At 68.6% G+C, this 18,788-nt stretch carries 16 protein-coding genes; 8 read left to right on the plus strand and 8 right to left on the minus strand.

All coding sequences use genetic code 11. The features are described 5' to 3' along the window. Nucleotides 1-67: 67 nt before the first annotated feature. Nucleotides 68-1,321 carry a tRNA guanosine(34) transglycosylase Tgt gene (gene tgt, locus ACWEPG_RS24390; RefSeq protein WP_450115555.1) on the minus strand — a complete coding sequence of 418 codons (1,254 nt, stop codon included), beginning with the start codon at nt 1,319-1,321 and terminating at the stop codon, nt 68-70. 150 nt (nt 1,322-1,471) lie between these two features. Between tgt and ACWEPG_RS24395 the strand changes: the two genes are divergently transcribed. Continuing rightward, nucleotides 1,472-3,010, plus strand: coding sequence for an AtzH-like domain-containing protein (locus tag ACWEPG_RS24395; protein ID WP_452595530.1), 1,539 nt, complete (start codon nt 1,472-1,474; stop codon nt 3,008-3,010). A gap of 39 nt (nt 3,011-3,049) precedes the next feature. On the opposite strand, the gene ACWEPG_RS24400 is transcribed toward ACWEPG_RS24395, so the two are convergent. Further along, entirely contained in the window at nt 3,050-3,766 is a 717-nt protein-coding gene (locus tag ACWEPG_RS24400) for a GntR family transcriptional regulator (RefSeq protein ID WP_452595531.1), read from the minus strand. A gap of 181 nt (nt 3,767-3,947) precedes the next feature. Continuing rightward, nucleotides 3,948-4,733 carry a BMP family ABC transporter substrate-binding protein gene (locus tag ACWEPG_RS24405; RefSeq protein WP_452595532.1) on the minus strand — a complete coding sequence of 262 codons (786 nt, stop codon included), beginning with the start codon at nt 4,731-4,733 and terminating at the stop codon, nt 3,948-3,950. A 66-nt stretch (nt 4,734-4,799) separates the two neighbouring features. Between ACWEPG_RS24405 and ACWEPG_RS24410 the strand changes: the two genes are divergently transcribed. Together ACWEPG_RS24410 and ACWEPG_RS24415 are read left to right on the plus strand one after the other, a co-directional pair. Further along, nucleotides 4,800-5,942, plus strand: a complete 1,143-nt coding sequence (locus ACWEPG_RS24410) for a methylenetetrahydrofolate reductase C-terminal domain-containing protein (RefSeq protein WP_452595533.1) — start codon at nt 4,800-4,802, stop codon at nt 5,940-5,942. Further along, nucleotides 5,939-6,985 carry a phosphotriesterase family protein gene (locus ACWEPG_RS24415; protein ID WP_452595534.1) on the plus strand — a complete coding sequence of 349 codons (1,047 nt, stop codon included), beginning with the start codon at nt 5,939-5,941 and terminating at the stop codon, nt 6,983-6,985. The genes ACWEPG_RS24410 and ACWEPG_RS24415 overlap by 4 nt, the downstream gene beginning before the upstream one ends. A 434-nt stretch (nt 6,986-7,419) precedes the next feature. Here the strand turns inward: ACWEPG_RS24415 and ACWEPG_RS24420 are convergent, their stop codons facing one another. From ACWEPG_RS24420 to ACWEPG_RS24430, 3 genes are all read right to left on the minus strand, one after another. Continuing rightward, nucleotides 7,420-8,292 carry an ABC transporter permease gene (locus ACWEPG_RS24420; protein ID WP_452595535.1) on the minus strand — a complete coding sequence of 291 codons (873 nt, stop codon included), beginning with the start codon at nt 8,290-8,292 and terminating at the stop codon, nt 7,420-7,422. Nucleotides 8,293-8,302: 10 nt separating this feature from the next. After that, on the minus strand, nt 8,303-9,073 hold the full coding sequence (locus ACWEPG_RS24425) for an ABC transporter ATP-binding protein (RefSeq protein WP_452595536.1): 771 nt from the start codon (nt 9,071-9,073) through the stop codon (nt 8,303-8,305). 84 nt (nt 9,074-9,157) lie between these two features. Then, nucleotides 9,158-10,216 (minus strand): ABC transporter substrate-binding protein, encoded by a 1,059-nt coding sequence (locus ACWEPG_RS24430; RefSeq protein ID WP_450115563.1) that lies wholly within the window; start codon nt 10,214-10,216, stop codon nt 9,158-9,160. Between the two features lie 333 nt (nt 10,217-10,549). Here ACWEPG_RS24430 and ACWEPG_RS24435 point away from each other — a divergent pair, with 333 nt between their 5' ends. The 5 genes from ACWEPG_RS24435 to ACWEPG_RS24455 are packed head-to-tail and all read left to right on the plus strand — an operon-like array spanning nt 10,550 to nt 15,041. After that, complete coding sequence (locus tag ACWEPG_RS24435) at nt 10,550-11,014, plus strand: cupin domain-containing protein (RefSeq protein ID WP_452595537.1); 465 nt, start codon at nt 10,550-10,552, stop codon at nt 11,012-11,014. After that, complete coding sequence (locus ACWEPG_RS24440; RefSeq protein ID WP_452595538.1) at nt 11,011-11,808, plus strand: creatininase family protein; 798 nt, start codon at nt 11,011-11,013, stop codon at nt 11,806-11,808. The genes ACWEPG_RS24435 and ACWEPG_RS24440 overlap by 4 nt, the downstream gene beginning before the upstream one ends. Further along, entirely contained in the window at nt 11,808-12,560 is a 753-nt protein-coding gene (locus ACWEPG_RS24445) for a cysteine hydrolase family protein (protein ID WP_452595539.1), read from the plus strand. The genes ACWEPG_RS24440 and ACWEPG_RS24445 overlap by 1 nt, the downstream gene beginning before the upstream one ends. Further along, on the plus strand, nt 12,557-13,933 hold the full coding sequence (locus ACWEPG_RS24450) for an amidohydrolase family protein (protein WP_452595540.1): 1,377 nt from the start codon (nt 12,557-12,559) through the stop codon (nt 13,931-13,933). The genes ACWEPG_RS24445 and ACWEPG_RS24450 overlap by 4 nt, the downstream gene beginning before the upstream one ends. Nucleotides 13,934-13,982: 49 nt before the next feature. Beyond that, on the plus strand, nt 13,983-15,041 hold the full coding sequence (locus ACWEPG_RS24455; RefSeq protein ID WP_452595541.1) for an acetamidase/formamidase family protein: 1,059 nt from the start codon (nt 13,983-13,985) through the stop codon (nt 15,039-15,041). A gap of 46 nt (nt 15,042-15,087) precedes the next feature. On the opposite strand, the gene ACWEPG_RS24460 is transcribed toward ACWEPG_RS24455, so the two are convergent. Both ACWEPG_RS24460 and ACWEPG_RS24465 read right to left on the minus strand, forming a co-directional pair. Beyond that, nucleotides 15,088-17,013 (minus strand): ABC transporter ATP-binding protein, encoded by a 1,926-nt coding sequence (locus tag ACWEPG_RS24460; RefSeq protein WP_452595542.1) that lies wholly within the window; start codon nt 17,011-17,013, stop codon nt 15,088-15,090. Next, nucleotides 17,010-18,743, minus strand: a complete 1,734-nt coding sequence (locus ACWEPG_RS24465; protein WP_452595543.1) for an ABC transporter ATP-binding protein — start codon at nt 18,741-18,743, stop codon at nt 17,010-17,012. Before ACWEPG_RS24465 ends, ACWEPG_RS24460 begins: the two co-directional genes overlap by 4 nt. Between the last annotated feature and the right edge of the window lie 45 nt (nt 18,744-18,788).

Genomic DNA, 18,788 nt, shown 5'->3' on the forward strand with positions numbered 1-18,788 from the left:
AATGTCACATTCGGTCACCTCAGGTGAGCGAATGTGACATTAGGGAACCCCCAGGGGCACCACGGGGTCAGGCGCGGGCGGTGGCGTAGAAGCTGCTGAGCGTCTGTGCCTTCAGGTCGTCGAAGTACCCGCCGTCGATGCTGTCCCGGATCCGGTCGACGAGGCGGATGGTGAACCGCTCGTTGTGGATCGTCGCGAGCGTGGACGCGAGCATCTCCTTGGCCTTGAACAGGTGGTGCAGGTACGCCCGCGAGTAGTTGCGGCAGGTGTAGCAGTCACAGTTCTCGTCGATCGGGTTGAAGTCCCGCTTGAACCTGCTGGTGTTGACGTTGAACCGGCCGTTCTCGGTGTACATCGCGGCGTTGCGCGCCACCCGCGACGGGTTGACGCAGTCGAACGTGTCGGCACCGTTCTCCACCGCGGTGAACAGGTCGTCGGGCTCGCTGATGCCGAGCAGGTGCCGCGGCTTGTGCTCGGGCAGTTCCTCGTTGCACCAGCGGACGATGGTGCCCAAGTTCTGCTTCTCGAGCGCACCGCCGATGCCGTAGCCGTCGAACCCGCGGCCGGTCTCGCCGACGATCGACTCCAGCCCGCGGCAGGCCTGCCGGCGCAGGTCCTCGTACTGCGCGCCCTGCACCACACCGAAGAGTGCCTGGTACGGCCGGTGTGTGCGCTGCGCGGTGAGTCGTTCGTGTTCGGCGATGCAGCGCACCGCCCACGCCTGCGTCCGCTGTACCGACTCCTCCTGGTAGGCGCGGGTGTTGAACAAGGTGGTCAGCTCGTCGAACGCGAAGATGATGTCCGCGCCCAGCTGGTGCTGGATGCCCATCGAGATCTCGGGCGTGAACCGGTGCCTGCTGCCGTCCCGGTGTGACTTGAACGTCACCCCGTCGTCGTCGACGTGCGCGAGCCGCTCCTTGCCAACCGCGATCACGTCGTCGGACTGGACGCCGACGGCCTCCATCGCGAGCACCTTCTTGAAGCCCACGCCGAGGGACATCACCTGGAAGCCGCCGCTGTCGGTGAAGGTCGGGCCCGGCCAGTTCATGAACCGGCCCAGGCCGCCGGCCTCGTCGACGATGTCCGGTCCTGGCTGCAGGTACAGGTGGTAGGCGTTGGCGAGCACCGCCTGCGCACCGGCCTCGCGGATCGTCTCCGGCAGCACCGCCTTGACGGTGGCGTTGGTGCCGACCGCGATGAACGCGGGGGTGGCGATGTCACCGTGCGGGGTGTGGATCGTGCCGGTCCGTCCGAGCTGTCCGGGGATCCGGGTCCGCACCGTGAAGAACGGATCGGGCGGCGTCGGCACTGCATCACTCACCTCGCCATCGTGTCACAGCCCCACAACGCCTCGTCCGCCACGCGGCGGAAGCCCGGAACGGGTGTGCTCGCCGACACCGCCCCGAAAACATGCGCACGAATGACGTCGCGGCGACACTCCCGCGAAACATGGCTGCACTAGACACTTCCCATGACCCACCCCGTGACGCCCCACACCGATGCCCCGGTTCCCCCTGGATTGATCGACGCCTTCTGGCGCTACGACGCCGCACTCCTCTCGAACGACACGCGCGAACTCGACTCGTTGTTCGAGCAGTCGGACCACACACTGCGCGCCGACGGCAACGGCATCCTCGAGGGCCACGCGGCGATCAGCGACTTCCGGGCGGTGCGTCCCGATCGGCCGACCCGCCGGATCACCCGCTGGTGGACACGGGTACTCGCCGACGACCTGGTCTACACCACCGCCGAGGTGCGGTCGGCGACCGGCGCAGCGGGACTGCAGACGCAGCTGTGGAGGCGTACCGCGCACGGGTGGCAGATCGCCGCGGCTCATGTCACCCCGCCGAGCAAGCCGGTCGAGAGCACCATCTGGCGCGTCGTGGGTTCGCCGTTGCTCGCCGGGGCGGGCGACGGCCCACTGTCCGGCGAGACGGTGGCGGTGAAGGACCTGTTCGCCGTGGCCGGCGTGGCGCGCTCCGGTGGCGTCAAAGCGTATCTCGCGGAACAGGATCCGCAGACCGATTCGGCCGTCGCGGTGCGCCGGCTCCTCGACGCGGGTGCGTCCGTCACCGGCGTCACCCACACCGACCAGTTCGCTTTCGGGCTCGCGGGCCAGAACGCGGACTTCGGCACTCCGGTCAATCTCGCCGCCCCGACCCGCATCCCGGGCGGATCGACGAGCGGATCGGCCGCAGCCGTGCGACAGGGTTGGTCGAGCATCGGCCTGGGCACCGACACCGCCGGCTCGATCCGGGTGCCGTCCAGCTATCAGGGACTGTGGGGTTTCCGTCCGACGCACGGCGCGGTGAGCACCGACGGCGCACTGCCGCTGGCGCCGTCCTTCGACACCGTCTCCTGGCTGACCCGGGACGCCGCGACACTGATCGCGGTCGGACAGGTGCTGCTGCCCGAGGACGACGCACCGGCCCCCACCGACACGGTCTGGTCGCCCGACGTGATCGGCCCGGCAGATCCACTGGTGCAGGACATTGTTCGCGACACCGCCCGCACCCTGAGCGCGCAGGAGCTACCGCCGCTGCCTGCCCTCGCGGAGTGGACCGCAGCCTTCCGCACCGTGCAGGCGCACGAGGCGTGGGGGGCGCACGGCAAGTGGATCACCGCGCATCCCAGCGCGCTCGGCCCCGAGGTGAAGTCCCGTTTCCACGCCGGGAGCCCGGTGACCGAGGCGGACCTGGCCGACGCCCGCGACACCCTGCGCACCGCGCGGACCACGCTGGCCGGCCTGCTCGACGGCCGGGCCCTGATGCTGCCGACCGTCGGCTCCGCCACACCGCAGGTGAACGCCACTCCCGCCGAGGTGGACTCGCACCGGCAGTCGACGCTGCGGTTGACCACCCTGGCCTCGCTCACCGGCTCCCCCGCGGTCTCGATCCCGGCGCTCTCCCTGGACGGCGCCCCGCTCGGCCTCTCCCTGGTCGGTGCGGCCGGATCCGATCGCGGACTGATGGAGCTGGCCGGGCGAATCGGCGCAGAACTCGGCGCCTGACCAACGCGATCCGGCGCCGGGGACAGAGCGGACCGGTCCCTAGCGCCGAATCGCGCGGCGCACCATGCCGTACTCCGGTCCGTCGGGTACATGCGTCTCAAAACCGCGGTAGAGGCGTTCGCCGTGCAGGGACATCCCGACGAGGCTGATCGTCAGCAGCGGACGATCGGCCTCGACGGCAAGCAGTTCCTGCACGGCCGGATCCGGAAGGACAGGCTTGAGGGTCGCCGACTCCCATTCCACCGGCACCCCGCGCAGGGTCGTGACCGACTCGAAGATCGAGTACTCGTCGTCGAACTCGACGCCCTCCCGCCGGCGCGCGGGCACCACGTCCTCGGCCAGGATCAGCGGACGGCCGTCCGCCAGCCACCGCTTGACCACCCGGAAACAGGACGCTCCGGGTGTCGATTCGAGGTCGCGGGCCTCCTCCTCGGTCAGCTCCGACCACTGCGCGCTGACAATGTCGACCTTCACCTCGTAGCCGGCCTCGACGAGCCGCTTGCTCAGCTCGTAGCTCTGGTCGATGCGGAACGGAACCGAGAGTGCGGCGACGTTCGCGAAGGTGCCCTGGTGCGCCCGCCGGGCGACCAGTCCCTGACTCTCGAGTCGCACCAGCGCTTCCCGCACCATGGGGCGACTGATGCCCAGCGCCTTGGCGAGTTCGAGTTCGGTCGGGAGGGGTACTCGCTGGGTGGCGGCCTCGCGCCAGATTCGTTCGAGCTCACCGCCGAACTCGTCGTCCCAGCTGTGTTCCATCGGTCCCCGCCCCTCCTTCGAACAGACCGGCTGAGTCTAAGCACTACCTTCGCAAAATCGTAGTGGCGCAACATGAATGTCATACCACGGATATGAATGGGTTACGACGTCGTCTTACGTTCTATTCACCCGCAAGAACGAGCGAAAGGAGCCGTCGTTGACCGGACCCGCCCACAGCCGCTCACCCGCCGGGACGCTCGAGCCGAATCTCCCCCGTTTCCCAGGAACACTCGTACACGTCGGGCAGCTCCTCGCCGTCGAGCGCCCGGCGTGCCAGATCGACGAGAACCGGTGTGATCGCCGATCGTACGCTCGCCGAGTCCGCACCGACAGGGGTCAGGAAACCGTAGGTCGTGGCGCCGAGTTCCCGCGCCACCGCAGTCGCCGCGGCCCCGGGGGCGTCGACCGAGTGTGCGACGAGCGCGCACTCCAACTGCTCGACCAGGACCCGCGCTGCGTGCGGCCCCTCGTCCATCGCCAGGAAGCTCGACAGGTACAGCACGTTCACCCGGCGCGCTGGGTCCACAGCGGCCACACCGCGGACGAATCCCGCTGCCGCCCGTTGCTGAGTCGGCACCGGCGGGCCGGCGATGTAGCCGAGCGGCCCGTCGACCTCCTCCACCGCGGCCCGGCCGGCATGCTCGGCCCCCAGCCACCAGCACCAGTCGACCATCGTCACCCGAGGTGGCGTCGTGAAGGTGTCCGGGGCCTGCGCGTACTCGGCGGGCACATCGGACAGGATGACCGTCCGCTTCCCATCAGCCAACCGCCGGGCCTCGTCGAGGTACTGGATTCCGTGCAGTACCACCACATCCCAGCCGTCGACGGTGTCGTCGACCGCGCCGACCACGACCTCGGCGTCCAGACCGGCCTCACGCCACGATGCCAACGCGCCCCAGGCCCCGTCCAGCCAGCCCGCGTCGCCGCCGACCGCCGGTACCACCAGCCCGATCCGTGGACTGTTCATGTCCCGATCACACTCCGCTCCATGGGATTTGCCCTCACCTCGAAGTAAGGAAGAAAGTTGCCGAACATGCTGCCCATCCTAGAAACCTGTCCCAAGTCGATGCGGATCGGACCGTGCGGTGGCGTCTTCGCCGATGGTGGTTGCGAGATCCGTCCGAGCCGGGCCTGCAGCTTCCTCGACCTCGGGAAGGCCGAGGCCCGCTCGGCCGACGAGTCCGCCTTCGTCCCCGCCGCAGGCAGCCGTCCAGCACACCCGGCGGGCAGCAGCCTGAAGGCGACCCTGGACAGCGGCAGGTTCACGATCATCGCTGAGGTGAACGGCGCCGACAGTTCCGACGCAACGGAATTCGTCGACTCCTCCCGCGTCGTCGCCGAGGTGGCGGACATCGTCTCGATCACCGACCACTCCGGTGCGAACGTGCACATGGGCAACATCGCCGCGACCGCACACCTGCGCAACGCCGGCCTGGACGTGATGCCGACCTTCGGGTGCCGCGACCGCAACCGGATCGCGCTACAGGGCGATCTCCTCGGCGCGGCCAGCCTGGGCGTACGCAACGCCCTGATCGTGACCGGAAACCATGTGGACGTGGGTGATTCGCCGGATGCCCGCGCGGTCTTCGATCTCGACAGCCCGCGCCTGCTGGCAATTGCCGACCGGCTGCGCACCGAGGGCGTTCTCGACAACGGCCGCGCGGTGGAGGTGGCGCCGGACCTCTACCTCGGTGCCGTGGTGCACCCCTTCGCCCCGCCCTACGACGACCGGCCCCGCCAGGCCATCCGGAAGGTGCGGTCCGGCGCTGATTTCATCATCTCCCAGCACATCTTCGACGTCGATCGCTGGCGGTCGTTCCTCGCCGAGGTCAACCGTCTCCGCGTCGGCGAGCGGCCGTTCCACCTGCTCGGCGGCATCGCGATCATGCCCAGCGAGACGATCGCCCGTCAGGTCAACGCCGGACTGCGCGGATTCTCCATCCCCGAAACGCTGCTGACCCGGCTGCGTCAGGCCAAGGACCCGCAGGACGAGGGCATCGAGATCGCCGCCGAACTGCTCACCGAGCTGATCGAGAGCGAGGGTGTCTCCGGTTGCCTGCTGGCACCGGTGACCGGTCGGCAGAACGCGCTGGCGGCCTCGGTGGAGCAGTCCGAGCTGATCGCCGAGGTCCGGCGCCGCGCAGGCATCCCGGTCGGACGGGAGGCACTGGTATGACACGCGAGGTGATGAGCGTGACCGGCCCCGTCGACGTCGAGTCGCTGGGCGTGGTCATGCCGCACGAACACCTGATCGCCAACGCCCACACCCAGTGGATCTACCCCGAGGACCGCGGCGAACTCGACTACTACACCCAGGCCTACACCGCGCAGCTGCACGGCGAGGTTCAGCTCGAACCGTTCTCGTTCCGCTCGGCGATGCAGCAGCTGGACCTGGACGTGGCCCGGGAGGAGCTCGACAGCTACCTCGGCGCGGGCGGGCACACCGTGGTCGATCTCGGAATCCCCGGGTTCGGCCGAGATCCGGTGGCCCTCAAGGCGCTGTCCGAGCTGACCGGCGCCACGGTGATCATGGGCTGCGGTGAGTACGTGGAGCATTCGCACTCCCCGTACGTGAAGTTCTCCTCCGCCGAGGTGGTGCGGGACGTCCTGCTCGACGAGATCGAGAACGGCGTCGGCAACACCGGCGTCCGGCCCGGGATCATCGGCGAGATCGGCACCGGCAATCCGCCTACCGCGGAGGAACGCAAGGTCGTCCGCGGTGCGGCGCTGGCGCAGATGGAGTCCGGCCTGGCACTGAACCTGCACCGCACCATCTTTCCCGACCCGCTGGCCACACTGCCGGTGGTGGACGAGGTACTGGAGATGGGCGTCGATCCCCGCAAGCTGATCGTCAGCCACTGCGACGAGCGACCGGGATCCGAGTTCGCGTTCGAGCTGGCTCGCCGCGGGTGCTGGGTGGAGCTCGACACCTTCGGCATGGAGCAGTGGGCGGTCTCGGCGCGCCGCGGGGACGACTATCCCCCGCGCTCGTTCGACCACCACCGGATCGAACTGCTGGTGGCGCTGCTCGACGCCGGCTACGGCGACCGGGTACTGCTGAGCCACGACATCGCGATGAAACCCCAGTTCACCCACTACGGAGGGTGGGGGCTGCGGCACCTGCTGCGCGGCATCCGCCCGCAGCTGGCGGCCCGGGGGATCACCGACGAGGTGTTCACCCGGCTCACGGTCGAGAATCCGGTTGCCGCCCTGGCCTGAGCCCCAAAGCCGAAGACACCGGCCGACGGCCGCGATTTCCCCCGAGGGAGGTCGCGGCCGTCCTGCTGTGCGTGCACCGCGACCACAGCCTCACGCACGAGCGGGTGCGGGCGGGACCGCGGCAGCCGGCGCGGACGGGTGCGGGCCCCGCGTGAACGGACGCGGTCGCGCAGACACCTCCACCCGTTCGGCCGGACCACCGCCACCGACGACGGCTCGGCCACCGACCAGTCCCATCCCCGGTGGCCGATGTCAGCGGGTGCCGGTTGCCGGCACCCACGACCGCACCCCGCAGACGACCTCGCGTCGCCCCGGGAGACGAGGGAACGGGACGCCGAGGGAGGGCATCCGCACACGACGAGACCCGGCTGGGGGGTATCCAGCCGGGTCTCCGTCGGGTGTGAGTGTTCAGTTCTCGTGTTCCCTCGTGGTTCTCACTCGTCCTCGGGGACCGCGGACTCGTGCCAGCGGTGCAGCACCAGCCATTCGACGAAGCTGACGATCCCGAACAGGATCAGGGCGACGACGCTGGCGAGCACGACGGCCGCGAACAGTTCCGGGGTGCGGAGCTGATTGGCGTAGTGGGTGATCGCGTAACCGAGACCGCCTGCGCCGCCGCCGATGCCGGCGGCGAATTCGCCGACGATCGCACCGATCGCGGCCGAGCTGGCGGCGACCTTGAGCCCGGTCATGATCTCCGGCAGGGCATGCGGCACGCGCAGCGAGAACAGCTGCACGCGAGCCGGTGCGCCGGCCATCCGGTAGAGCTGGACGAGATTGCGATCGGTCGACTTGAGTCCCTGCAGGGTGTTCGCCGCGACCGGGAAGACCGCGAGCATCGCGGCGACCAGGGTGTTGGTGGCGATACCTGCCCCGAACCAGACCACCAGGATCGGCGCGACCGCGATGATCGGAATCGTCTGCAGGATCACGAGATAGGGGTAGATGCCGAGTTCGGCGGTCTTCCAGCGGCCCATGATCAGGGCGGTGGCGAAGCCGCTCACCGCGGCGAGCAGGAACCCGAGGTAGGCCTCCTGCATCGTCACCAAGGTCGGCTCGACCAGGTCCGGGGCCCGCTCGATCAGTGCGGAGACCACGTCCAGCGGGGAGGGCACCAGATAGGAAGGGACACCGGAGAGGGCGACCCCGCCCTGCCAGAGCGCGAGTGCGACGACGGCGAAGGCGATCGGGACGGCGACCTTGCGGCCCAGTCCCCTACGCGGTTTCGGCGCCGCGGGTTCGGTGCCCGCGCCGTCCAGGGTGGTCGGCGGCGGTGTTTCGACGGGTGACTGCAGTGTCTGGGACATCGGCGGCCTCTCAGTGTTCGAAGGCCAGCAGGCCGGAGATCTCGGTGGTGAGGGCGTCGAGCGCCGCGAGGTCACGCGGGCCGCCGTCCTGGCGTGGCGGGCTGGGCGAGTCGATGATCCGGTCGATCCGCCCCGGACGGGCGGCCATGACCACCACCCGATGGGCGATGTTCACCGCCTCCTGGATGGAGTGCGTGATGAACAGGGCGCTGAACTGCTGCATCCGCCACAGGTCCAGCACGACTTCCGACATCTTCGCGCGGGTGAACTCGTCGAGTGCGGCGAACGGTTCGTCGAAGAACATGATCTCCGGCGAGCTGGTGATCGCCCGGGCCAGCGAAACCCGCATCTTCATACCGCCGGAGAGCTGGCGCGGCAGGGAGGAGGCGAACGGCGCCAGGCCGACCGTCTCGAGGGCCGCCGTGGCGGCAGCACGGCGTTCTGCCTTGGGCACGCCCTTGAGCTTGGCAACCAGTTCCGCGTTGCTCTGCACCGTGCGCCACGCCAGTAGCGTCGGGTCCTGGAAGACGTAGGCCTGCTCCTGCGCACGCCGGATCAGCTGGCCACGACTCACCTCGGAGAGGCCCGCGGCCATGCGCAGGACCGTGGTCTTGCCGCAGCCGGAAGGCCCTACGATCGAGACGATTTCGCCCTTCTCGATGCTCAGGTCCAGCGGCGTGATCGCGTGGTACCCGTTGCGGAAGACCTTCTCCACTCCGCGGAACTCGAGCATGGGCTGCGGCGTCGGCACGGTCACGGGGTCCAGGGTTGCGGTGGTCATAGCCTCTCCTCGGGAGTCGTCTGTCCGGGCGGGGGATCCGTCCGTCGGGGCGGAAGTCGTCAGGGGGATCCGCCCGCCGAGCGGTCAGAACTCGATGTGCTCGTAGGAGCCTTCGGGGGCCACCGGACGGGTGTCGAGCGGTGCGATGTCCGGGGTGACGGTCAGATCGGCGACGTCCTCGACTGCGATGTCCTGCTTGATGACACCCAGCTTCTTCATCTGCTCGATCAGGGTGGACCAGCGCTCTTCGGTCATCGCACCGATCTTCGCCTCGCCCTCGGCGGTGAGGACATAGTCTCGCTGCGCGTTCCACTCGAACCACAGCAGGTCCGGGGACAGTTCCTTGTCGACCTCGGTCATCAGGTGGTCGTTGACCTTCTGGGCGACGTCGAGGTCACCCATGTAGTCCCGCCAGCCCTTGTTGCTGGCCTCGACGAACGCCTCGACGACGTCCCGGTTCCCGTCGAGGTAGTCCTCGGTGACGTACGTGACGGTGTTGTAGGGGTTGAACCCCGTGTCGGCGAAGGGCAGGAACTTGACCGCGAGGTCGCCCTCCTTGTGCGCGACGTACGGTTCGTTCACGGCGATGCCCTGCTGGACGAGCTTGTCGTCGCGGATGAAGTTCGCGAGGCTGCCGGTGTACTGCATCTGCTTGAAGTCGATGCCGTACTCCTGCTTGACCCAGTCGGCGCCCAGGACGCCCGGGGAGTTGACCCAGGTCAGGCCGTCGGTCTTCTCGAAGCTGTCGATGCCGGAGTCGGCGTGCACCATCATGCCGGTGATGCTCTTCTGGATGATCGCGTTCACGGCCTTGAGCGGGATGCCTTCCTCCTGGGCCTGCACGATCTCGTTGGCGCCGCTGCCGGTGATGCCGAAGTCCGCGCGACCGGAGGCCACGAGCTGGGTCCCGGAGACCTGCGGTCCGCCCGGCTCGATCTTCACGTTCAGGCCGGCCTCCTCGTAGTAGCCGAGCTGCTGGGCCGCGTAGAAGCCGCCGCTCTCCGCGTTGGGGTACCAGCCGAGCACCACGGTGACATCGGTCAGTCCGCCGTCTGCCGCAGGTTCCGACGATCCACTCGAACAGGCGGACAGCGTCAGGGCGGACGCGAGAACGGTTGCGGCCAGGACACGTTGGCGCGCCATTTTGAACACTTGGTTCTCCTCTGTGGAAGGGCACCGAATTGCGCCACTTGACCTTTCGGTGGGACCGATCGTAAAACCACGCTGTAACGCAACTTTCTCCACAGCATTACGTCGACATTTCCTGCGTTAATTCCCTTCACCACAATCGGTTTCGCATCCACCACTTGCGCCGCGTAGTGAACCGGACCACATTCCGGGGCGGCGCGCGTCGCCGCGGTAAAGGTCGTGTTACGGGTCGTTTACATCGCGGTCTGACAGCCCGGAGGGCGTATACGGTCGAGAAGCGGCGCGCCGGCACCCATGCGTCCCGCACTCGGCGAGAAGGAGAATCCCGTGGCTGATGCCCCCATCCTGAAGAACCTGGACGACCTTACGGCACACCTGATTTCGCCCGAGGACACCGTCAAACTGGTACCGCTCGCAGGCCCCGGGGACGGCTCCCCCTCCAGCGTCTTCTTCGAGATCTGGGAGCCCGGCGGTGCCCAGCCGGACAACTCGCACCCGGACTCGGTCGAGATCTTCGTCGTCCTGTCCGGCGAGGCGCAGGCGCACAGCGACGAGCACACCGTGCCCCTCCGCCAGGGTGACGTCCTGATCCTGCCGAAGGGTTCGGTTCACAAGATCCGCAACGCATCCGAGACCGAGCGCCTCTACACGGTGACGATCATGACCGTCGATGCCGAGGGCTCGATGGCGAACGGATTCGAGCACCTGGTCGTCAACGGCACCCCCACCATCCTCGACGAGCGGGACAAGGCAGCGATCTTCGCGAACTTCGTTCCGCGGGTGCTCGTGTGACGCGCGTTCCCCTTCTCGCCCACCTGCCCACCACCCGAATCGACGACCTCGACCGCGAGAACGCGGTCGTCGTACAGCCGATCGGCGCGGTGGAACAGCACGGCCCCCACCTTCCGGTCGGGACCGATGCCCTTCTCGCCGAATACATTGCACGAGAGGGTGCGAGCCGATCGACGGCGCCGGCCTGGGTGCTGCCGACACTCTCCTACGGCACCTCGAACGAACACCTCGGCTGGACCGGCACGGTGTCACTGGACACCGCCACCCTGCTCGCCGTCGGGCGGGACATCGCCCGCTCGGTGCACGCCTCCGGCTTCACCCGGCTGGTGTTCGTCAACGGCCACGGCGGCCAGACCCACCTGCTGTCGATGCTCGCCCGCGACATCCGGGTCGAGTTCGGTCTGCAGGTGGTCAACGTGATGCCCGGACAGCTGGGCGTGCCGGAGGACGTGACCGTCGCCGATGCCGAGTGGGGCATCCATGCCGGCGAGCTCGAGACCAGCATGATGATGCACGTCGCTCCCGACCTGGTCGACCTGGAGGCCGCCGTCGTCGGCGGCATGTCTGCCCACGAACTCTTCACCGCCTCAACGCTTCTCACCATCGAGAACGGAATCTCCCCGGCCTGGACGACCGACGACATCTCGCCGGAGAACGGCGTCATCGGCGACCCGCGGAGGTCGTCGGCCGAGCTCGGCCGCGCGGTCGTGGAGCATCAGATCGACCGGCTCGCCGACGCGCTGACCGAGATCAGCACCTTCGCCTTCCCGACCCCCCGTTCCCGAGGACTCTGATGGCCCCCATGCAAACCTGGATCCGCACACCGGATCACGTGGACCTCCACCCCACCCCGCCCGCGCCGGTGCGGGTGGACCTGCCCGCGCTGCCGCAGTCCCTCACCCTCGACCTGACGCGCACCGCACTCGTGGTGATCGACATGCAGAACGACTTCTGCCATCCGGACGGCTGGCTCGCCGGGATCGGCGTCGACGTCAGCGGACCGCGCGCCGCCATCGCCCCGTGCGCGGCACTGACCGTCGCCGCCCGCTCCTCGGATGTTCCTGTGGCGTGGGTGAACTGGGGCAACAGGCCGGATCTGGCGAACCTGCCCGCCGGCGTCGTGCACGTCTACGACGGCGACGGCACCGGCGGCGGCATCGGTGACCGGGCCGGCCGCAGCGACGCGGTGCTGACCCGCGGCAGCTGGGGCGCCGCGGTGGTCGACGAGCTGACCGTCGAGCCCGGCGACGTCGCCGTCGACAAGTACCGGATGAGCGGGTTCTTCGACACCGAGCTCGACAGCGTGCTGCGACTGCGCGGGGTCGACACCCTGCTGCTGGCGGGCGTGAACGTCGACCAGTGCGTCCTGGCGACCCTGATGGACGCCGCGGGCCTGGGCTACAACGTCGTTCTCGTCGAGGGGGCCGCGACGACCTCCTCCCCCGAATTCTGTGTTCAGGCAACCCTGTACAACACCCGGCAGTGCTTCGGGTTCACCGCAGGCTGGGCCGACACACTGGCCGCCCTCGAGCAGGCCGCACGGTGACCGCCCGTTCCGCCTCCGTCCTGGTCGCCGACGCGCTGCTGATCCCGGTGGACCCTGACCTGCCGGAGTACCTCGAGGAGGGCTGGCTGCTGGTCGAGGACGGAGTCGTGGCCGACCTGGGGTCGGGCACACCGCCCGCGGTCGGCCCCGAGGTCGCCCGCGTGGACGCGGCGGGCGCGATCGTCGCGCCGGGCTTCGTCTCCTCACACAGCCACCTTTTCACCAGCGGGCTGCGCGGGGTGGCCAGCGACGAGACCCTGTACGGCTGGGCTGGTGCCACGATGGGCGCCACCCGGGACGCCACTCCCGAGGACATCTACTGGGCGACCCTGCACGGGTCGCTCGACTTCCTCGGCGCCGGGGTGACCACCGCGTTCGACTTCACCGATTCCCGCGAACCGTGGTCGGAGATGGTCGACGGCAAGCGATCCGAGCCTGCTCCGGAGTCGCTGCGGCCGGTCGAGTACATCCTGCGCCAGATCGACGCCAAGCACGACGCCGGCATCCGGTTCGTCAACGCCACCCGGCCGGACTCCGACATCGGCACCGCCGAGGAGATCGTGGAGCGGTTCCGGCCGACGGTCGAGTACCTCGACCGGCTGGACCCGCGATTCGCGCTGGGCGCCGCCGTCTTCGGTGGTGTGCAGTGGGCCCGGAACCGGGACGCCGCCGAGCACGAGGTGACCCTGATGCGCGAGTTCGGCATCGTCAACCAGGCACATTTCCTGGAGACCGCCGAAGCACTCGACCACCAGCTCGACCGATTCTCCTGGTACGACGAGGCCGGGGCACTTGGTCCGGACTTCATCTTCGGGCACTTCGTCCAGGCCACCGACGAGGTGATCGCACGCACCGCCCGGGCCGGTGCCCGGATGAGCTGGCAGGCCACCGCCAACGGCCGCCTCGGTTCCGGCGTCGCGCCGATCCCGGAGATCCTCGCGGCCGGCATCGAGATCGGACTGGGCCTGGACGACCAGGCCTGCTCGGACCTGGCCGATCCCTGGCAGAACATGCGGATCGCCGCCTACAGCGTGCGCGCCGCCCGCCGGGACGCCCGAGCGGTCAGGATCCGGCAGGTCCTGCACATGCAGACCCTCGGCGCGGCCCGCATCCTCGGGGTCGACGACCGGGTCGGCAGCCTCACCCCCGGCAAGTACGCGGACTTCGTCGTGGTCGACCCCACCGCCCCGGACGTCGGTCCGCTGTGGAATCCGGTCGACGCCTATGTCCTGGCGTGCGGGCTGCGGAACCTGCGCGGGGTCTACGTCGGCGGGGTGCGGGTCGGCGACGGAATGCGCAGCCTGCACCCGCTGGCCCGGCAGGCGGGCCAGGAGATCCGCGCGCGCAGGCACGCCATCACCCCCTTCCACTGACCCACTTCCCCGGCCGCAGGCGCGGCGCCCTCGAGAAAGCGACACCGCCATGCTCAATCCCGGTGCGGGACCGATTCGTTCGGACCTCTACCTGCCCTCCACCCTGGACAACGTGCTGTGGGGTCGGCTGCCCTGCCGCACCGATCGGGCCGTACTCTCGATCGACTCGGGCAGCGAGGTCACGATCGACACGATCAGCCACGAGGGCATCCTCGAGGACCAGGGCCGCGACCCCAAGGCCTTCTTCGGGGCCCATGGCGTCGAGGGGGTGCTCGACGATGCCGTCGCGCTCGCGGCCAGCGAATACCCCCGCACCTTCGGCGTGGACGGCCCGCACGTGGTGACCGGTCCGATCGAGATCCGCGGGGCGCAACCGGGGGACGTGCTGGCGATGCGGGTCGTCGAGACCCTGCCCCGGGTGCCCTATGGCGTGATCTCCAACCGGCACGGCAGGGGTGCGCTGCCCGGCGAGTTCCCGCTGTCCGGTGACGTGTTCAGCGTGTTCGCCGCACTCGACGAGAACGATCCCTCGCGGGCCCGGGTCCCGCTCGGGCCCGAGGACGCGCGCGCCGCCTCGTTCCCGGTGGCCCCCTTCCTCGGAACGATGGGGGTGGCCACGGACACCGAGACCCGGGCGCACTCGGTGCCGCCGGGACCGCACGGCGGCAACATCGACATCAATCTGTTGACGGCCGGCTCGACCCTCTACCTGCCGGTGCAGGTGCCCGGGGGGCTCGCCTACATCGGCGACCCCCACTTCGCGCAGGGCGACGGCGAGGTGGCGCTCACCGCGCTCGAAGCATCGCTGCGCGCCACGATCCGATTCGACGTCATCCCGCACGAGGAGGCCGTCGACGCGTTCGGTGCCCTGGTCGGCCCCGTCGCCGAATCGACCGAGTACCTGATCCCCACCGGTCTCGACGAGGATCTCGATGTCGCCATGCAGAACTGTGTGCGGGCGGCGATCGCCCTGCTCGATGCCCGCTACGGCATGGACCCTCGCTACGCCTACGCCTATCTTTCCGCGGCAACGGATTTCAACATCTCCCAGGTGGTCGATGTCGTGAAGGGCGTGCACGCACGAATTCGCAAGAGCAGCTTCGCGTGACGGTCGACTCCACCCGGCACCGACACCGGGTGGGGTGAACTGAAGGTCAGCTCATCGCTCCCGCGAACTGGCTGTGGTAGAGCTCCGCATACGCACCGCCCTGCTCGAGCAGGTGGGTGTGCGAGCCCTGCTCGACGATGCGCCCGTCCTTCATCACGAGGATCACGTCGGCGTCGCGGATGGTCGAGAGCCGGTGCGCGATGACGAAGCTGGTGCGGTCGCTGCGCAGCGCGGCGGTCGCGTGCTGGACGAGCAGCTCGGTGCGGGTGTCGACGGAGCTGGTGGCCTCGTCGAGGATCAGGATCGACGGCTGGGCCACGAACGCGCGGGCGATGGTGATCAGCTGCTTCTCGCCGGCGCTGACGTTGTTGCCCTCCTCGTCGATGATCGTGTCGTAGCCGTTCGGCAGGGTCCGCACGAACCGGTCCACGTAGCTCATCCGCGCGGCCTCCAGGATCTGTTCCTCGGTGGCTCCGGGCAGGCCGTAGGCGATGTTGTCGCGGATCGTGCCGCCGAACAGCCACGTGTCCTGCAGCACCATCCCGATCCGGGACCGCAGGTCGTCGCGCGTCATGTGCGCGATGTCGGCGCCGTCGAGCAGGATCCGGCCCGCGTTCACCTCGTAGAACCGCATCACCAGGTTCACCAGCGTCGTCTTGCCTGCGCCGGTCGGACCCACGATCGCGACCATCTGGCCGGGCCGCGTGATGAGGTTCAGGTCCTCGATCAGCGGCTGGTCCTCCTTGTACCGGAAGCACACGTCCTGGAATTCGACCAGGCCCCGGTTCACCCGGGGGGTGACGGCGGACTCCGGGTCCGGGATCTCCTCCGGTTCGTCGAGCAGCTCGAACACCCGCTCCGCGGAGGCGACGCCGGACTGCATGAGGTTCATCATCGAGCTGATCTGGGTGATCGGCTGGGAGAACTGTCGCGAGTACTGGATGAACGCCTGCACGTCACCGAGGGTCATCGAGCCCGACGCCACTCGCATGCCACCGATCACCGCGATCGCGACGTAGTTCAGGTTGCCGAGGAACATCACTGCCGGCTGCACCAGACCGGAGATGAACTGCGCCTTGAACCCCGACTCGTAGAGGTTGCCGTTCTTCTCGTCGAACGCGGCACGGACCTCACGCTGCCTGCCGAACGCCTGCACCAGGTCGTGGCCGGTGTAGGCCTCCTCGATCTGTGCGTTGAGGGCGCCGGTGTTCTGCCACTGGGCGACGAAGTGCTTCTGCGAACGCTTCGCGATGACCGCGGTCACCGCCACCGACGCCGGCACCGTCAGCACCGCGATCAGCGTCAGCAGCGGCGAGATCCACAGCATCATCGCGAGGATGCCGACCACGGTGAGCACGGCGGTGAGCAGTTGGTTGACCGTCTGGCTCACCGTCTGGGCGACATTGTCGATGTCGTTGGTGACCCGGGAGAGCAGGTCGCCGCGCTGGGTGGTGTCGAAGTAGCGCAGCGGCAGCCGGTGGATCTTGGCCTCGACGTCGGCGCGCAACTGCTTGACCGTGCCCTGGACGACGTCGTTGAGCAGGTACGCCTGCAGCCACGCGAACAGCGACGCCATCAGGAACAGCACGAGCACCAGGACGAGGACCTGCGTCAGCGCGGACCAGTCGATGCCGACACCCGGGACGACGTCCATCCCCGAGATCATGTCGGCGAAGGTGTCCTGCCCCTCCGCGCGCAGCGCCTCGACGGCCTGGTCCTTGGTCAGACCGGCAGGAAGCTGCCTGCCGATCATGCCGTCGAAGATGATGTTGGTGGCGCGCCCCATGATCTTCGGGCTCACCACGCTGAACACCACGCTGATCGTGGCGAGGACGATGACTGCCGCCACCTGGAAGCGGTGCGGGGCCAACCGGCGCAGCAGCCGCCGCAGCGACGGCCAGAAGTTCAGCGCCTTCTTGCCAGGGATCGTGGCGGCGGCCTTCTTCGCGCCGCCCTTCTTTGCGGCACTCACGACGCCTCCTGTGCGGTGAACTGGGAGGCGACGATCTCCGCATAGGTGGGACAGGTGTCGAGAAGTTGCTCGTGCCTGCCGACGCCGACGATCCGCCCGTTGTCGAGCACCAGGATCTGATCGGCGGCGACGATCGTCGACACCCGCTGCGCGACCATGATCACGCAGGCCTCGCGGGTGACCGGCTCCAGTGCCGCCCGCAGCCGGGCGTCGGTGCCGAGGTCGAGCGCGGAGAACGAGTCGTCGAACAGGTATATCTCGGCGCGGCGGACGAGGGCGCGGGCGATCGCGATGCGCTGCCGCTGCCCCCCGGACAGGTTGGTCCCGCCCTGCGCGATGGGGGTGTCGAGCCCGGTGGGGACGGCGCGCACGAAGTCCGCTGCCTGCGCCACCTCGAGCGCCCGCCACAATTGGGCATCGGTCGCGTCGGGGTTGCCGTAGCGCAGGTTGGTGGCGACGGTGCCGGAGAACAGGAACGGCTTTTGCGGTACCAGCCCGATCGAGGCGCGCAACCGCTCCGGGGCGATCGACCGGACGTCCGCCGCTCCGACACGGACCTGGCCGTCGGTGACATCTATCAGTCGGGGGATCAGGTTCAGCAGGGTTGACTTGCCCGCGCCGGTGCCGCCGATGATCGCGGTGGTCATACCCGGTTCGGCGAGGAAGCTGATGTTGCGGAGCACCGGCTCGTCCGCGCCGGGAAAGGCGAAGGACACGTCGCGCATCTCGACGATGCCGCGCTCGCGCCAGGACTCGAGCAGCCACTCCGGTTCGGTGACGGACGGTTCGGTGTCGAGGACCTCGGTGATCCGTTCGGCGCACACCGAGGCGCGCGGCAACAGCACCGTCATCACCGTGACCATCATCACCGACATCAGGATCTGCATGATGTAGGACAGCACCGCGGTCAGCGCGCCGATCTCCATCTTGCCGTCGTTGATCAGGTGGGCACCGAACCACAACACCGAGATGCTGGTGAGGTTCGCGATCAGCATCACGGCGGGGCCCATGAACGCCGTCAGCCGGCCCACCCGCAGCGCGACGGAGACGAGGGAATCGTTCGCGAGGCCGAACCGCTCTTCCTCGTGCCGCTCCCGGACGAAGGCGCGGACCACGCGGATGCCGGTGATCTGTTCACGCAGCACCCGGTTGATCGCGTCGATCCGCACCTGCATGGACCGAAACTCCGGGACCATCTTCCGGATCACCAGGAACATCGTCACCGCCAGGACCGGCACGGCGACGGCCAGCACCCAGGCCAGGCCCTGCGACTGCCGGATCGACATGACAACACCGCCGATGCACATGATCGGGGCCGCCACCAGGATGGTGCAGGAGATCACGACGACCATCTGGATCTGCTGGACGTCGTTGGTGTTGCGTGTGATCAGCGACGGCGCGCCGAAGAAGCCGACCTCCCGGGAGGAGAAGTCGCCGACCTTGTACATCACCGCGGCGCGCAGGTCACGGCCGAGACCCATCGCCGCGCGGGCACCGAAGTACACCGCGCCGATGCTGCACGCGATCTGCAGGCCGGTGATGAGCAGCATGACGCCGCCGGTGGACAGCACCACACCGGTGTCACCCTTGGTGACGCCCTTGTCGATGATGTCCGCGTTGAGGCTCGGCAGGTACAGCGACGCCATCGTGGAGATCAACTGCAGCACGATCACACCCGTCAGATCGGCCCGGTACGGCCGCAGGTATGTCCGGAGCAGTGAGTACAACATATTGACCGAGGCTACCAACCTGCTTGTTTGCTGCCCGGGGGACGC

Source organism: Rhodococcus sp. NPDC004095 (assembly GCF_053604015.1).